The sequence below is a fragment of the Leptothrix discophora genome (assembly GCF_030705305.1).
Lineage (GTDB): Bacteria > Pseudomonadota > Gammaproteobacteria > Burkholderiales > Burkholderiaceae_C > Sphaerotilus > Sphaerotilus discophorus.
Map to the genome: position 1 here is coordinate 57470 of NZ_JAUZEE010000003.1, position 14010 is coordinate 71479.

Genomic DNA, 14010 nt, shown 5'->3' on the forward strand with positions numbered 1-14010 from the left:
CTCGCTCGCGCACGGTTCGTGACATCTGCACGGCGCTGGTGCGCCACAGATGTGTTTCGAGGTGTGTGACGCGTATCAAACCGGGCTTTTCAGACGCGCCGCCCAGGAACCGAAGCGATATCCTTCAACTCCATACGTGGGTCACTTCATCCGTTACTTGAAGTTGGCCGCGCAGCGACTGGCTGCGACCGGCGATCCACGGCTAGCTTGGAGTGGACGACGTCATGGCTGAAACAACTGAAACCCCGGTCGCCGAGACCGACACGGCCGCCGCCGCAGCGGCGGCTGGTGCCGCCTCCGCGCCGCAGGACATCCCCAGCCTCAAGGCCGTCCAGCTCATCCCCGACTACGTGCCCGCACGCCTGCCGGCCGGCGTCGTGCTGGGCATCACCGGCGAGGTGGTGATCCGCACGCCCGACGGCACGCTGCGCCAGCTGAAGGTCGGCGACGAGATCCGCAAGGGCGACATGATCCTGACCTCCCAGGACGGCATCGTCGAGATGAACGCCGAAGGCAGCCGGCTGGCGCGCAGCCCGCTCGGCGCCGACCTGCTGCTCGAACCGCCCTCGGCCGGTCTCGGCGAACCGGGCTCGCTGCTGCCGGGCCTGCGCATCGGCCGCCTCAACGAGTCGCTGTCCGGCCAGTCCTGGGACCTCGCCGGCGCGGGCGAAGACCTGCGCGGCATCGGCGACCTGACGACCCAGGACCAGCCGGGTGCCGAGGTCAATGCCGGCATCGCCAACGTCGCGCCCGCCCTCAACATCGTCGGCTCGACCGTGTCCGAAGGCGGCGGCACCCTGCCCTTCACCGTCACGCTGACGCAGCCGTCCGATCGCCCGCTGGTGGTCACGCTCGAGACCGGCTCGCCGGCCGACAGCGCGACGCCGATCGTCGACTACGGCCCGATCGAGCACTCGCTCGACGGCGTCACCTGGACCGTCGGCAACGTCGTCCAGGTGCCGCCCGGCGTCACCGAGATCCAGGTCCGCGTGCCGATCGTGCAGGACAACATCCACGAGCCGAACGAGACGGTCACGCTGATCGGCACCGTCACCGACCCCATCACCAACCTGCCCGGTGGCGGCAGCGGCGTCGGAGTCATCGTCAACGACGACGCGGCCCCGACGGTGACCACCGTCACGCCGCGCAATCCGGACACCGACAACGACAACATCGCCGACGTGATCGAGGGCACCGGCACGCCCAACACCGTCACCTACGACGTGGTCCTGAGCAACCCGTCGAGCACGCCGACGACCTTCGCGGTCTCGCTGGCCGGCGTGGCCACCGGCCTGACCGCCGCGGCCAACCCGGCGGCCGACCTCGGCGCGATGACCGTGACCTACCCCGGCGGCACGCCGATCCCGGTCATCGGCGGCACCCTCACCGTCCCGGCTGGGGTGACCACCTTCGTGATCGAGCTGCTGACCCAGCCCGACGGCATCGACGAGACCCACGAGACCTTCCAGCTGGGCGTCGGCGGCGTCGACCGGCTGGTGACGATCACCGACGACGATGCCTCGCCGATCGTGGCGTCCTCCGGCATCAATGCGCGAGAGGAAGGCCCGAACGTCAGCCTCGGCCTGACCGCCCCGACCGATCCGGACGCCGGCTCGACGCTGACCATCACCGTGACGGGCCTGCCGGCCATCGGCAGCGTGCTGCTGGCCGACGGCACCCCCGTGGGCAACAACGCGACGCTGACCGCGCAGCAGCTCGCCGGCCTGCAGTACCAGCCACCGGCGGACCATGTCGCTGGCGCACCGGTGGGCGACTTCACCTACAGCGTCAGCGACGGCATCAACGCCACCACCGGCCGCACCACGATCACCCTGGAGGCGATCAACGATCGCCCGGTCGCGAACAACGACGCCCTCGGCGCGACCGAGGACACCGTCACGACCTACACCGTCGCCCAACTGCTGGCCAACGACACCGACGTCGACAACCCGCCCGAAGACCTGCGCGTCGTCTCGGTCACCAGCGGCACCGGCGGCTCGGCCATGCTGAACAACGACGGCACCGTCAGCTTCACGCCCAACGCCAACTTCAACGGCCAGGCCAGCTTCACCTACACGATCAGCGACGGCAGCCTCGAAAGCACGCCGGCCACCGCGACGATCAACGTCGCCTCGGTCAACGACCTGCCGGTGATCAACCTGCCGGCGACCGGTGCGGCCGGCCTGACGACCAGCGAGGACATCGCCCGGGTCTTCTCGAGCGCGAACGGCAACGCGCTGACGGTCTCCGACGCCGACGGCCCCGGCACCATCCTGACCGCGACGGTGAACGTCTCGCAGGGGCAGTTCACGCTGGCCACCACGGTGGTCGACGGCCTGCGGATCAGCGGTGACGGCAGCGGCAGCGTGCAGCTGGTGGGCACCGCCGCCGCGATCAACGCGGCGCTGAACGGCGCTTCCTTCCTGAACAACCCCGACCAGTTCAGCCACACCAGCGGCGGCGCACCGGCGCCTGGCCAGCCGACGCCGACCCTGAACCTGACGGTCAGCGACGGCGAGGCGACCGTCAACAGCCCAACCGCCAACCTGGTCGTGCTGGCGGTCTCGGACATCGTCAACGACACCTTCCTGACCAACAAGGACCAGGGCTTCACGGCCAACCTGACCTCGACCTTCGAGGACCCGAACGCGACCATCACCCGCATCAACAACACCGCCGTCGCCATCGGCGACACGATCGCGGTGCAGGACGGCACGGTGCAGATCCTCTCGGCGCACGAGATCCACTACACGCCGAACCCCGGCTTCATCTCGCCGATCATCGGCGCCGACCTGCTCGCCACCAGCGACTTCACCTTCACGGTGCAGGCTGGCGGCTCGACCGAATCGGCCTTCTACCGCGTGCAGGTGGCCGACACCCCGGCTGCGCCGAATGCCGGCGTCCTGAGCGTGAATGCCCCGGCGGCCGACGTGCTGACCGGCCTGGCCGGCCAGAGCGACGTGTTCGCCTGGACCCTGGCCGACGCCGGCACCGAAGTCGCCCCGCATGCCTGGCAGGTCAACAACTTCGACGCCGCGCCACTCAGCCAGAACGGCGACGTGCTGGACCTGCGCGACGTGCTGGTCGGTGCCACCACCGGCACCATCGACGCCTACCTGGACTTCAGCCAGGTCGGCGGCAGCACCGTCGTGACCGTCAACAGCGACGGCCAGGGCGCGGCCAACCTGAGCATCACGCTGCAGGGCGTCGACCTGAATGCCAGCCTCGGCCTGGGTGCGGACGCACCCGATGCGCAGATCGTCACGGCGCTGGTGGCTCAGGGCAAGCTGCTGGCGGACATCACCGCGACCTGATCAAGGCGTGCGGACCAGGGCGAACGGATCGCCCGCCCGCGAACCGCAACAGGCGCTCTCCCGAGCGCCTGTCGCGTTTCAGGACCGCACCGCCGGTCCGGTCCAGGCGTCGAAGCCGACCTCGCGCACGGCCTGCAGGTCCTGCGCACGCGAGACGCCCTCGGCACCCACCTGCAGGCCGAGCCCGCGCAGCGTCGACACCAGTCCGCGCACGAACTGCTGGCGCGCCGGCAGGTCGGCCAGCTCATGCACCAGCGACGGCGACAGCTTGACGTAGTCGATGCCGGCCTGGGCCGCCAGCGCGAAGTCGGGCACACGCTCGCCGGCATGTTCCAGGCCAACCCGCACGCCCAGCGCGCGGACCAGCCGGCCCAGTTCCACCAGCGCTTCGGGATGGCGGGCGATCTGCACGGCGTCGATGTCGAACAGCAGCCGCGACGCATCGCCGCCCGCCCCGCGCAGGCGCAGCATCAAGCGGGTCAGGAAACCGCTGGTCAGCAGCGAGACCGGCGACACGCTGACGCAGCGCGGCTGTCCATCGCGCTCGATCGCGCGCAGCGCAAGGTCCAGCGCGCACAGGTCGACATCGGGCATCAGGCCGGTGCGCAGCGCATGGGGCAGCCAGGTGCCGGCGACCTCGTGCGGACCGTCCAGGCGCAGTTGCAGGCGCAAGGGACATTCGAGGTGCAGCACCGCGCCGTCGCGGTCCACGACCGGGAACTCGCCCAGCCGGGCCCGGCCATCGCTGAGCGCCTGGCGGATTGCCTGCCGCCAGGCCTGCTCGCCACCGACCGGCTCGACCGTGGTCGGCGCCGCACCCAGCTCGATCGCGAAGGGCTCGCGCGCCTCGGCCCGCGCCAGTGCGGCGTCGGCCCCGGCGAGGACTTCGTGCAGCGGCTCGCCACGCCCGAGCGCACGCACCGACATCACCACCGAGACACCGTCGTAGGACTGCAGGCGCTCGCGCAGCCGCGCCATCAGCTCGGCCGGGATGTCGTCGTGCCAACCGGCCGCGCCGTGAACGACCGCCAGGTCGCTGCCATTGAGCCGGCCGCTGAACAACGGCAGGTGCGTGCCCAGCGGCAGTCGCAGGCGGTCGGCCAGCAGCTTGAGCATCGCGTCGGTGGCGAGGTGGCCGCGCTGGCGGTTCAGCTCGGCCAGGCCCATCACGCGCAACAACATCAGGCGGGCACCGCCCAGCGCCTCATGGTCAAGCTGTTCCTGCAGCTGGGCGAGGAAATGGCTGCGGTTGGACAGGCCGGTCAGCGCATCCTCGTTGGCGACACGGCGCAGATGCTCGAGGGCGGTCGCCTGCTCGTTGAACTGCGCATGCACCCGCTCGACCATGGTGTTCATCGCGCGGGCCAGCGCACCCAGCTCGGGCGTGCGCGGCTCGACGGTGGTGACGTAGCGGCGCTGGCTCAGCGCCTCGGCCTGGGCGACGACCGCGTCGAGCGGCCGGCGCAGGCGCAGCACCGCGAGGTGCGAGATCAAGCCGCCGGCCAGTCCCAGCAGCAGCATCCAGACCGTGGTGCGCAACGCGCCGCTCCACAGGTCGGCATAGGCGAAGACCGGCTGGCTGATCACCTCGACGCGGCCGATCGGGGCCCAGCCGGAGGTCACCTCGGCATGACCGGGGATGGACTCGATCGGCACCAGCCGCTCGAACCAGGCCGGCACGTCGGCCAATCGCGGCGGCGCCTGGCGGGCGAACAGCTCCTGGCCCTCGGGCGACAGCAGCCGGATCGACTGGTAATGGCCGATGTCGAACTGCGAGGCGATCGCCAGCTCGATCAGGCCGCGGTCGCCGCCCTGCTGCGTCAGCGTCAGGGCCAGCGCCTGGGCGTTGTCGCTGTTCTTCAGGGCCAGCTGGGTCTGCAGATAACTGCGGGCGGTCCAGGTCGTCACCAGCACGCTGCCGACCAGTGCAAACAGGATCAGGGTCGCCACCAAGGCACGCACCTGGCGTATCAACGACATAAGGCACCCATCGAGTTACAGGAGATCACAGAAAACCCTGGTCACGGGCCCGCGCCAGCAAATCGCGCCAGCGCGACAGACGCGCCAGCGGGTCACCGGCGCCGGGACCCTGAGTTCCGGTCCAGAGCCCTTCGGCATTGAAACTGAATACCGGCGCCAGATCCGGCCGGCGCGACGCCGGGCGAATTTCGGCGACGAGATTGTCGAGAATGGCCGGGTCGCTCGCGCCCGGCACCGGATAGTAGGCCAGCACCATGTGGGCCTGCTGGCTCGAACCACCTGGCCCGGCCAGCGTGGCCTTGACATACACCAGCCGCAGGCGCGCCGGCTGGACCCCGGCGGCGATCAGGCTGAAGTACTTGGCGATCGCATAGTCCTCGCAATCGCCGGCGCCGCGTCCGAGCATCTCGATGGGTGTCGCCCAATAATCGATCTGGCCCCACACGTCGATATCGTCACGGAAGGTCACGCGGCGATTGAAGAACTGGTTGAGCTGCTGCAGCCGGGTCTCGTCGTCCTGGCTGGCGAGCTGACCGACCAGATCGACCAGCTGGCGGATCGAATCGGGTGCCTGTCCCGCCTGGCGCGCCGCCGACTGTCGCAGGCGGTCGACATCCCAGGCCGCCGAATCCCGCACCGCCAGCAGCAGCACGGCCATCACGCCAAGTCCACAGGCACCCGCCAGGGTGCGGACCGAGCGTTGCAGAAAAATGCCGAAAACCGCCCAGCAGGTCACAAGGTGTGACCGCTTGGCGGTTTTGAAGGACGGCAGGAATCTCGGCATCGCTACCTTATCGGTCGGCAGTCCTGCGAGTTGACCATGACCCGATGACAGGCAACCGGCACAGCTGGCCGGAAAACGCCCCGCTTATCGGGCCAATCGCCTGGGTTGTCTTGCCCGATCGGACCGCCCTGTGGGATACTGAAGAAAATCTATTATCAAACGATCGGCGGCCACCTGCCCGGGTGTTCGACCCAGATCCGCGCGATGCCGCCGCCGCTGTCCGACCGCCCGGTCGTTCATGTCGGCAACGCCCCGGACCGCCGGCCGTGAACGTTCTTTTCCGCTGCATCTCCAACCGCCGTTGACGTACTTGCCGGGTTGCCTTTGGGCATTTTGGCGACACGGCCCGAAACGGCTTGACAGGATATCGATCACCATGTCCAAGGTGTCTCTCCCGATGATTGGAAGACTGGCTCTGGCCAGCCAGCTCGCCCTGGTTTTCCCGGCCTGGTCGCAGGCACCCGTGGCCGATCCGCTGAAGGACGCGGCACAGCGTGCGATTTCCTCGAATCCAGAAGTGACCGCCCGCCTGAATGCCTTTCGGGCATCGGTCGACGAAGTCGGCGTGGCGCGCGGCTCCTATTTGCCCAAGGTCGATCTGAGTGCCGATGCGGCGCGTATCCGCGACCGTTTCGACAACCGCACGCCGCAGTCCACCTCGATGACCAGTACCGGCATCGCGCTGACCGCGACGCAGTTGCTGTGGGACGGCCTGTCGACCGTGAACCAGGTCCAGCGACTCGACCATGCCCGGCTGGTGCGGTATTTCGAGTTCATCGACGCGAGCGAACAGACCGCGCTCGAAAGCGCGCGGGCCTATTTCGACGTGTCGCGCGCACGCAAGCTGGTCCAGCTGGCCGAGGACAACTACGTGCAGCACCGCCAGGTCTACGAGCAGATCCAGTCGCGCGTGAAGGCCGGTGTCGGCCGTGGCGTCGACCTGGAACAGGTCGGCGCCCGCCTGGCCCTGGCCGAGTCCAACCTGGCCACCGAGACCGCCAACCTGCACGACGTGACCGAGCGCTACCGCCGCGTGGTCGGCGCACTGCCGCCGGCCCAGCTGCCGATGGTCGGCTCGCTGGACCGCAGCCTGCCGGGCACGGCTGGCCAGGCGGTCGAGCAGAGCGTCAAGCGCAACGCGGTCGTCGCCGCAGCGGTCGAGAACTACCGCTCCTCGCAGTCGCAGAGCAAGGAACGCGACGGCCTGTGGCACCCGCGCGTCGAAGCCCGCCTGCGCACCGGCGCGGGCAACAACTTCGACGGCGTGCCCGACCAGCGGCGCGAGACCTCCGCAGGTGTCTACCTCAACTGGAACCTGTTCAACGGCGGCGCCGACCAGTCGCGCATCCGCCAGTCGGCCAACCTGCTGAACCAGGCCGCCGACCAGCGCGACAAGGCCTGCCGTGACGCCCGCCAGACCGCCGCGATCGCCTTCAACGACGTGCGCACGCAGGCCGAGCAGATCGGCTACCTCGACCGCAACGTGCAGGCGACCACGAAGGCGCGCGATGCCTATCGCCAGCAGTTCGACATCGGCCAGCGCAGCCTGCTGGACGTGCTCAACGCCGACAACGAGCTCTACGTCGCGCGCCGCGCATTGACCTCGGCCGAGCACGACCTCGCCATCGCGAAGGCCCGCACGCATGCGTCGGCCAGCACGCTGGTCGCGGTGCTCGGCCTGGTGCGCGCGAGCGACGCCAACGAGGAACCGGAAGACGGCCGCTTCTGGCAGGCCGGCGACGATGCGGCGACACGCTGCCCGATCAGCGCGACCGAACTCGCGCTGACCACGAAGACCGACCTCGACACCCGTGCCCGCCAGACCGCACCGGTCGAGGTCTCGGCCGTCACGGCCGCACCCGCCGCCGCACCGCTGCCGTCTGCCCGCGCCCTGCCGCCGGCTGAACGGGCCGAAGCGCCGCTCAGCTCCTCGGTCTCGCAACGCCTGCTGGACTGGGCCGCCGCCTGGTCGACCAAGGACGTGACGCGCTACCTGAGCTTCTACGACGCCAAGTTCCAGCCCACGGCGGTGTCGCGCAAGAAGTGGTTTGACAACCGCACCAAGCTGCTGCGCAAGGCCGGCCCGATTGACCTGCGCATCAGCAACGTGCAGCGCAAGACGATCTCGCCGACGCAGGTCGAGACCCGCTTCGACCAGGCCTACAGCTCGGGCTCGGTCAAGGACAACAGCCAGAAGGTCCTGACCTGGCAGCGTCGCGGCACCGAGTGGTACATCGTCAAGGAATCTTCCCGCTGACCCATCGACGCTGACCCATCGACGCAGAACGACGAAGCCGCCCTCGAGGCGGCTTCGTCGTTCTGCGCACCGCGCGTCCCTGTCCCTACTTGCGCATCAAGGTGCTCTTGCCGAACAGGCTTTCGACCAGGTCAACGGCGAGTTCGGCGGTCTGGTTGCGCAGGTCGAAGGCGGGGTTCAGTTCCACCACGTCCAGCGAGGCCAGCCGGCCGGTGTCGGCAATCATCTCCATGCACAGCTGGGCTTCGCGGTAGGTCGGGCCACCGGGGACGGTGGTCGCCACGCCCGGGGCGATGCCGGGGTCGAGGAAGTCGACGTCGAAGCTGACGTGCAGGTGGGTGCGGTCATCGAGCGTGGCCAGCGCCAGTTCCATCGCGTGGCGCATGCCCATCTCGTCGATGTAGCGCATGTCGAAGACCTCGATGTCCTGCTCGTGCACCAGGCGCTTCTCGCCCGCATCGACGCTGCGGATGCCGATCTGGCGGATGGCCTTCGACGGGATCGCCGGCACCTCGCCGGACATGCCGGTCAGGGACTGCGGACCGAGCCCGCACAGGCACGCCACCGGCATGCCGTGGATGTTGCCGCTGGGCGTGATCGCCGAGGTGTTGAAGTCCGCATGCGCATCGAGCCACAGCACGCGCAGCTTGCGGCCGACCTCCCGGCAATGGCGCGCCACCGCGCTGATCGAGCCCACGCCCAGGCAATGGTCACCGCCCAGCATGATGGGCAGGTGGCCGGCCTTGAGGCTCGCATGCACGGCGTCATGCGCCAGCTGGTTCCAGGCCACGACCTCGTCGAGGTGCCGATAGCCGTCGACCGGCGGCTGCCACGGGTTGGCCGGGCCGGCGACGTTGCCGAGGTCGTGAACGACCAGGTCATGGGCCTCCAGGCGCTGGCGGATGCCGGCCACCCGCAAGGCCTCCGGACCCATCGAGGCGCCGCGTGCGGACGCCCCGACGTCGGTGGGAACGCCGATCAGGTCGACGATGCGGGGCGGTTGGCTTGCGCTGGGATTCATCTCAGACGTCCTCTGCATGGGCGCCGCCGGGCTGCTCGGAACGGTCCAGGTCGTAGTAGGCGGACAGGTGCGCCCAGGCGTCCTCGGCGCTCTCGACGAACTGGAACAGGTGAACGTCGTCGGCGCCGATCATGCCGGTCTCGATCAAGGCATCGAAGTTCAGCAACCGGGTCCAGAACGCGCGCCCGAACAGCAGGATGGGCCGCCGGCGCGACTTGCCGGTCTGGATCAGCGTGAGCGTCTCGAACAGCTCATCGAGCGTGCCGAAACCGCCCGGGAAACACACCAGCGCGATGCTGCGCATCACGAAGTGCATCTTGCGCAGTGCGAAGTAGTGGAACTGGAAACACAGCTCCGGCGTGATGTAGGCGTTGGGCTCCTGCTCGTGCGGCAGCACGATGTTCAGGCCGATGCTGCGGCCCTGGGCCTCGTGGGCACCGCGGTTGCCCGCCTCCATGATGCCGGGCCCGCCACCGGTGACCACATAGATCGGCGTCTCCAGCCGCCGCGACTTCTCGGTGACGATGGCCGCGAAGCGGCGCGCCTCCTCGTAGTAGCGGCTCATCTGCAGCTGCATGCGCGCTCGCGCAAGTGCTGCGGGATCGCCGCTGGCCTCGGCCTCGGCGACGTTCGCCAGGGCCGTGTCGGCCGGCACGATGCGCGCGCTGCCGAAGATCACGATGGTCTGCTCGATGCCCTGTTCCTGCTGGATCAGCTCGGGCTTGAGCAGTTCCAGCTGCATGCGCACCGGGCGCAGCTCCTCTCGGAGCAGGAAGTCGGTGTCGGAGAAGGCCAGGCTGTAGGCGCTTTCCGGACCGCTGTAGCGTGACGGCAGCTTGAGCGCCTGCGCTTCCTCTTCGGCACTGGGGAAGTTGCGCACGGTGGCGCGTCCGGGCGCGGTCTTGGGGTGGTGCATGTCCATGGCGCCAGCATACCGGCGGCCGGTGTCAAGACAAGCGCGAGCCTCAGTGACGCTTGCCACAGACCGGGCAGGCGGCATCACGGCCGACGCGGATCTCGGTCCATTCGAGCGTGCGGCCGTCGAGCATCTGCAGCCGGCCGGCCAGCGAGGTGCCGATGCCGGCCAGCAGCTTGAGCGCCTCGGCTGCCTGCATCGTGCCGATGATGCCGACCAGCGGCGCGAACACGCCCATCGTGGCGCAGCGCACCACCTCCATGCCGGCATCCGGCGGGAAGACGCAGGCGTAGCAGGGATGGGCCTCGCCGCGGCTGTCCCACACCGAGATCTGGCCGTCGAAGCCGATCGCCGCGCCCGAGACCAGGGGCTTGCGATGCGCCACGCAGGCCGCGTTGACGGCATGGCGGGTGGCGAAGTTGTCGCTGCAGTCGAGCACCACGTCGGCCTCGGCGACCCAGGCATCGAGCAGCGCCGCGTCGGCGCGCTGCTGCAGGGCCCGCACGCGCACCTCGGGGTTGAGCGCGGCGACCGTGGCCGCCGCCGACGTCACCTTGGGCCAGCCCACGCGCGCATCGGTGTGGGCGATCTGGCGCTGCAGGTTGGTCCGGTCGACGGTGTCGTGGTCGGCCAGCGTGATCGTGCCGACACCGGCGCTCGCCAGATAGAGCAAGGCCGGCGAGCCCAGACCGCCCGCGCCGATCACCAGCGCATGCCCGCGCACGATGCGGCGCTGGCCTTCGACGCCGAGGTCGTCGAGCAGGATGTGACGGCTGTAGCGCAGCAGCTGGTCGTCGTTCAGGTCGTCCTGCGGATCGGCGGGGCGGGGCGTGTTCGTGTCCATGCCGCAAGGATAGTCAGTGACGGCGGGCCATCGTGTGGACAGGAACGACCGAGGGGCCCGCAGGCCCCTCGTGTCATGGCGCGGCGCGTGCGGCCGGTCAGTTCGTCGCGGCCTCGCCGGGCTTGCGCTCGACCTGGGTCTTGCTCACCTGGACCGGCTTGCCCTTGAGGCGATTGAGCGCCTGCTGGAGCTGGAAGTCCTCGTTGGAGCCGAACTCGGGCAGGCGCGGCGGCGCCTTGTCCTTGTCCTTGCCGGCGGCGTTGCTGGCTTCCTCGAGCTTGCGCAGGGCTTCCTCGCGGGCCTTCTCGCGGGCCGCATCCTTCTTCGCGTCGCTGGCACCGGCGGCCGCACCCAGGTGGCGGTCGAGGTCGGCCTCGCGCATGCGCAGCACGGCGTAGGGGCTGCCCTCGGCCGTCTCGTCGACCAGCACGTCCGGCACGATGCCCTTGGCCTGGATCGACTGGCCCGACGGCGTGTAGTAGCGCGCCGTGGTGATCTTCAGCGAGGTGTTGGGCATCGGCAGGCGGGTCAGCTCGCTCTGCACCGAGCCCTTGCCGAAGGTCTGCGAGCCCATGATCACCGCGCGCTTGTGGTCCTTCAGCGCGCCAGCCACGATCTCGCTGGCCGAGGCCGAACCCTCGTTGACCAGCACCACCACCGGCACGTTCTTGATCAGCGCCGGGATGCTGGCCAGCACGTCGTTGCCATCACGCGAGTAATAGGCCGGCGCCGCACGCAGCGAACTGCGCGACTCGGCGATCTGGCCGTTGGTCGTGACGACCACCGCATCGCGCGGCAGGAAGGCCGCCGACACGCCCACCGCGACGTCGAGCAGGCCGCCCGGGTCGTTGCGCAGGTCGAGCACCAGGCCCTTCAGGCCGGGCTCCTGCTTGAAGATGTCCTTGAGCTGCTCGGCGAAGTCGCGCAGCGTCGGCTCCTGGAACTGGTTGATGCGGATCCACGCATAGCCCGGCTCGACCACCCGCGAGCGCACGCTCTTGGTCTTGATCTCCTCGCGGACGATGCTGACCGGGAAGGTGCGGTTCTCGGCCTTGCGCAGGATGGTCAGCATCACCTTGGTGTTGCTCGGACCGCGCATGCGCTTGATCGCCTGGTCCATCGTCAGGCCCTTGACGGCCGTGTCGTCGATGCGGGTGATCAGGTCGCCGGTCTTGACGCCAGCGCGGTCGGCTGGCGAGCCCTCGATCGGCGAGACCACCTTGACCAGGCCGTCTTCCATCTCGATCTGGATGCCCACGCCGGTGAACTTGCCGCTGATGCCCTCGTGGAATTCCTTGAAGGCCTGGCCCTCGAAGTAGGCCGAGTGCGGATCCAGCCCGGCAACCATGCCGCCGATGGCGTCACGGATCAGCTTCTTCTCGTCGACCGGCTCGACGTAGGAGCGCTTGACGAGGTCGAAGACCGCCGCGAGCTGCTGCATGTCCTCGATGGGCAGCGGCGACATCGCGCTGCGCGCGGTGGCCTGCAACTGCATCGTCGCCAGCGCTCCGGCCACCGCACCTGCCAGGACCCAGCCTGCCACCTTCAACTTGCTACCCATGATTTCCGTCCTCGCCGGGCCTGACGTCAGACCCCTTCTGCATGGCTGGCGAGTATAGGTGTCGGTCCCAACCCCGGCATGCCATGCGGGGCTCTGGGAAGGTCGATCAGCACGGCCTTTCCGGCTGTTTCATGCTGTTTCCGTGGCAGTTTTCACCCCCCGGTTCATGGGGCTGCACCGCCCGGCCGGTTCAGGCAGCTGGCGCGGGCGGAAACGTCACCACGTGATCGACCTGGGCGCGCACGCCGATCCATTCGCCGATCGCATGGTCGTGGTGCGACGGCACATGCGCCAGCACCTGTTCGCCGCTGGCGAGTTCGAGCGTGTAGAGGAACTCCGAGCCGCGGAAGGCCTTGGCCTGGATGCGGGCCTTCACCGGGCTGTCGTCGTCGTGAACGATGTCGTCGGCCCGCAGCAGCACCTCGCAACGGCCGGACGCGTCGGGCAGCGGGCATTCCTGCGGATCGGCGAGTTCGCCCAGCGGCGTCAGCACGCGCGAGCCGCTGGCGTCGACGCGGACCTGGCCGGGCGTGAACACGCCATGGCCGACGAAGGTGGCGACGAAGCGTGTCGCCGGCCGGTGGTAGAGCGCATAGGGCTCGTCCCACTGGTCGAGCTGGCCGTGCTGCATGACGCCGATCTCGTCGGCCACCGCGAAGGCCTCGAGCTGGTCATGGGTGACGAACAGCGCGGTCGTGCCGGTCTGCTTGAGGATGGCACGGACCTCCTGCGCCAGCCGCTCGCGCAGGTCGACGTCGAGGCTCGAGAACGGCTCGTCCATCAGCAGCAGGCTGGGCTGCGGTGCCAGCGCCCGGGCCAGCGCGATGCGCTGCTGCTGGCCGCCCGACAGCTGGTGCGGATAGCGCCTGGATGCGCCGCCCAGGCCGACCAGATCGAGCATCTGCGTGACCCGGTCGCGCTGCTCGGCGCGCGGCAGGCCATGCAGCCCGAAGGCGATGTTCTGGGCCGCCGTCATGTGCGGAAACAACGCGTAGTCCTGGAAGACCATGCCGACGCGGCGCTCGCGGGCGTCCAGGTGCAGGCCGGTGGCGGCCTCGCTGACCAGCCGCCCATCCAGCGTGATGCGCCCGCCGTGCAGGCGTTCCAGGCCGGCCACCGCGCGCAGCAGCGTCGTCTTGCCGCAGCCCGAAGGGCCGAGCAAGGCGCCGATCTGGCCGCGCCGCAGGCCCAGCGAGACGCGGTTCAGCGCCGGTCGGCCTGCGCCGCTGTACTGGACGGAAATCTGGTCGAGCTGGAGGTACATCGCAAGGTGCCTGGAAACCCCGATCGGCGCCGGTCTGCCGGTGGTCTCGCCCTATCATAGCGACGGCGA

General features: G+C 69.3%; 9 protein-coding genes. 2 read left to right on the forward strand and 7 right to left on the reverse strand.

Annotation, left to right across the window (positions count from 1 at the left end; all coding sequences use genetic code 11):
* Nucleotides 1-224 precede the first annotated feature (224 nt).
* A complete protein-coding gene (locus Q8X39_RS06405; protein ID WP_305748825.1) occupies nucleotides 225-3314 on the forward strand; it encodes a tandem-95 repeat protein in 3090 nt (1029 codons plus the stop codon).
* A 78-nt stretch (nucleotides 3315-3392) separates the two neighbouring features.
* On the opposite strand, the gene Q8X39_RS06410 is transcribed toward Q8X39_RS06405, so the two are convergent.
* Both Q8X39_RS06410 and Q8X39_RS06415 read right to left on the reverse strand, forming a co-directional pair.
* A complete protein-coding gene (locus Q8X39_RS06410; RefSeq protein WP_305748826.1) occupies nucleotides 3393-5264 on the reverse strand; it encodes a bifunctional diguanylate cyclase/phosphodiesterase in 1872 nt (623 codons plus the stop codon).
* A gap of 55 nt (nucleotides 5265-5319) precedes the next feature.
* Complete coding sequence (locus Q8X39_RS06415) at nucleotides 5320-6078, reverse strand: transglutaminase-like cysteine peptidase (RefSeq protein WP_305748827.1); 759 nt, start codon at nucleotides 6076-6078, stop codon at nucleotides 5320-5322.
* Nucleotides 6079-6475: 397 nt separating this feature from the next.
* Here Q8X39_RS06415 and Q8X39_RS06420 point away from each other — a divergent pair, with 397 nt between their 5' ends.
* On the forward strand, nucleotides 6476-8335 hold the full coding sequence (locus tag Q8X39_RS06420) for a TolC family outer membrane protein (protein ID WP_305748828.1): 1860 nt from the start codon (nucleotides 6476-6478) through the stop codon (nucleotides 8333-8335).
* An 85-nt stretch (nucleotides 8336-8420) separates the two neighbouring features.
* Here the strand turns inward: Q8X39_RS06420 and rocF are convergent, their stop codons facing one another.
* From rocF to Q8X39_RS06445, 5 genes are all read right to left on the reverse strand, one after another.
* Entirely contained in the window at nucleotides 8421-9356 is a 936-nt protein-coding gene (gene rocF, locus Q8X39_RS06425) for an arginase (protein WP_305748829.1), read from the reverse strand.
* Nucleotide 9357: 1 nt separating this feature from the next.
* Nucleotides 9358-10278: an LOG family protein gene (locus Q8X39_RS06430; protein WP_305748830.1), complete on the reverse strand. Its 921-nt coding sequence runs from the start codon at nucleotides 10276-10278 to the stop codon at nucleotides 9358-9360.
* Between the two features lie 43 nt (nucleotides 10279-10321).
* Entirely contained in the window at nucleotides 10322-11074 is a 753-nt protein-coding gene (locus Q8X39_RS06435) for a HesA/MoeB/ThiF family protein (protein ID WP_305749282.1), read from the reverse strand.
* Between the two features lie 139 nt (nucleotides 11075-11213).
* Nucleotides 11214-12677, reverse strand: coding sequence for a S41 family peptidase (locus Q8X39_RS06440; RefSeq protein ID WP_305748831.1), 1464 nt, complete (start codon nucleotides 12675-12677; stop codon nucleotides 11214-11216).
* 190 nt (nucleotides 12678-12867) lie between these two features.
* Complete coding sequence (locus Q8X39_RS06445; RefSeq protein WP_305748832.1) at nucleotides 12868-13941, reverse strand: ABC transporter ATP-binding protein; 1074 nt, start codon at nucleotides 13939-13941, stop codon at nucleotides 12868-12870.
* Between the last annotated feature and the right edge of the window lie 69 nt (nucleotides 13942-14010).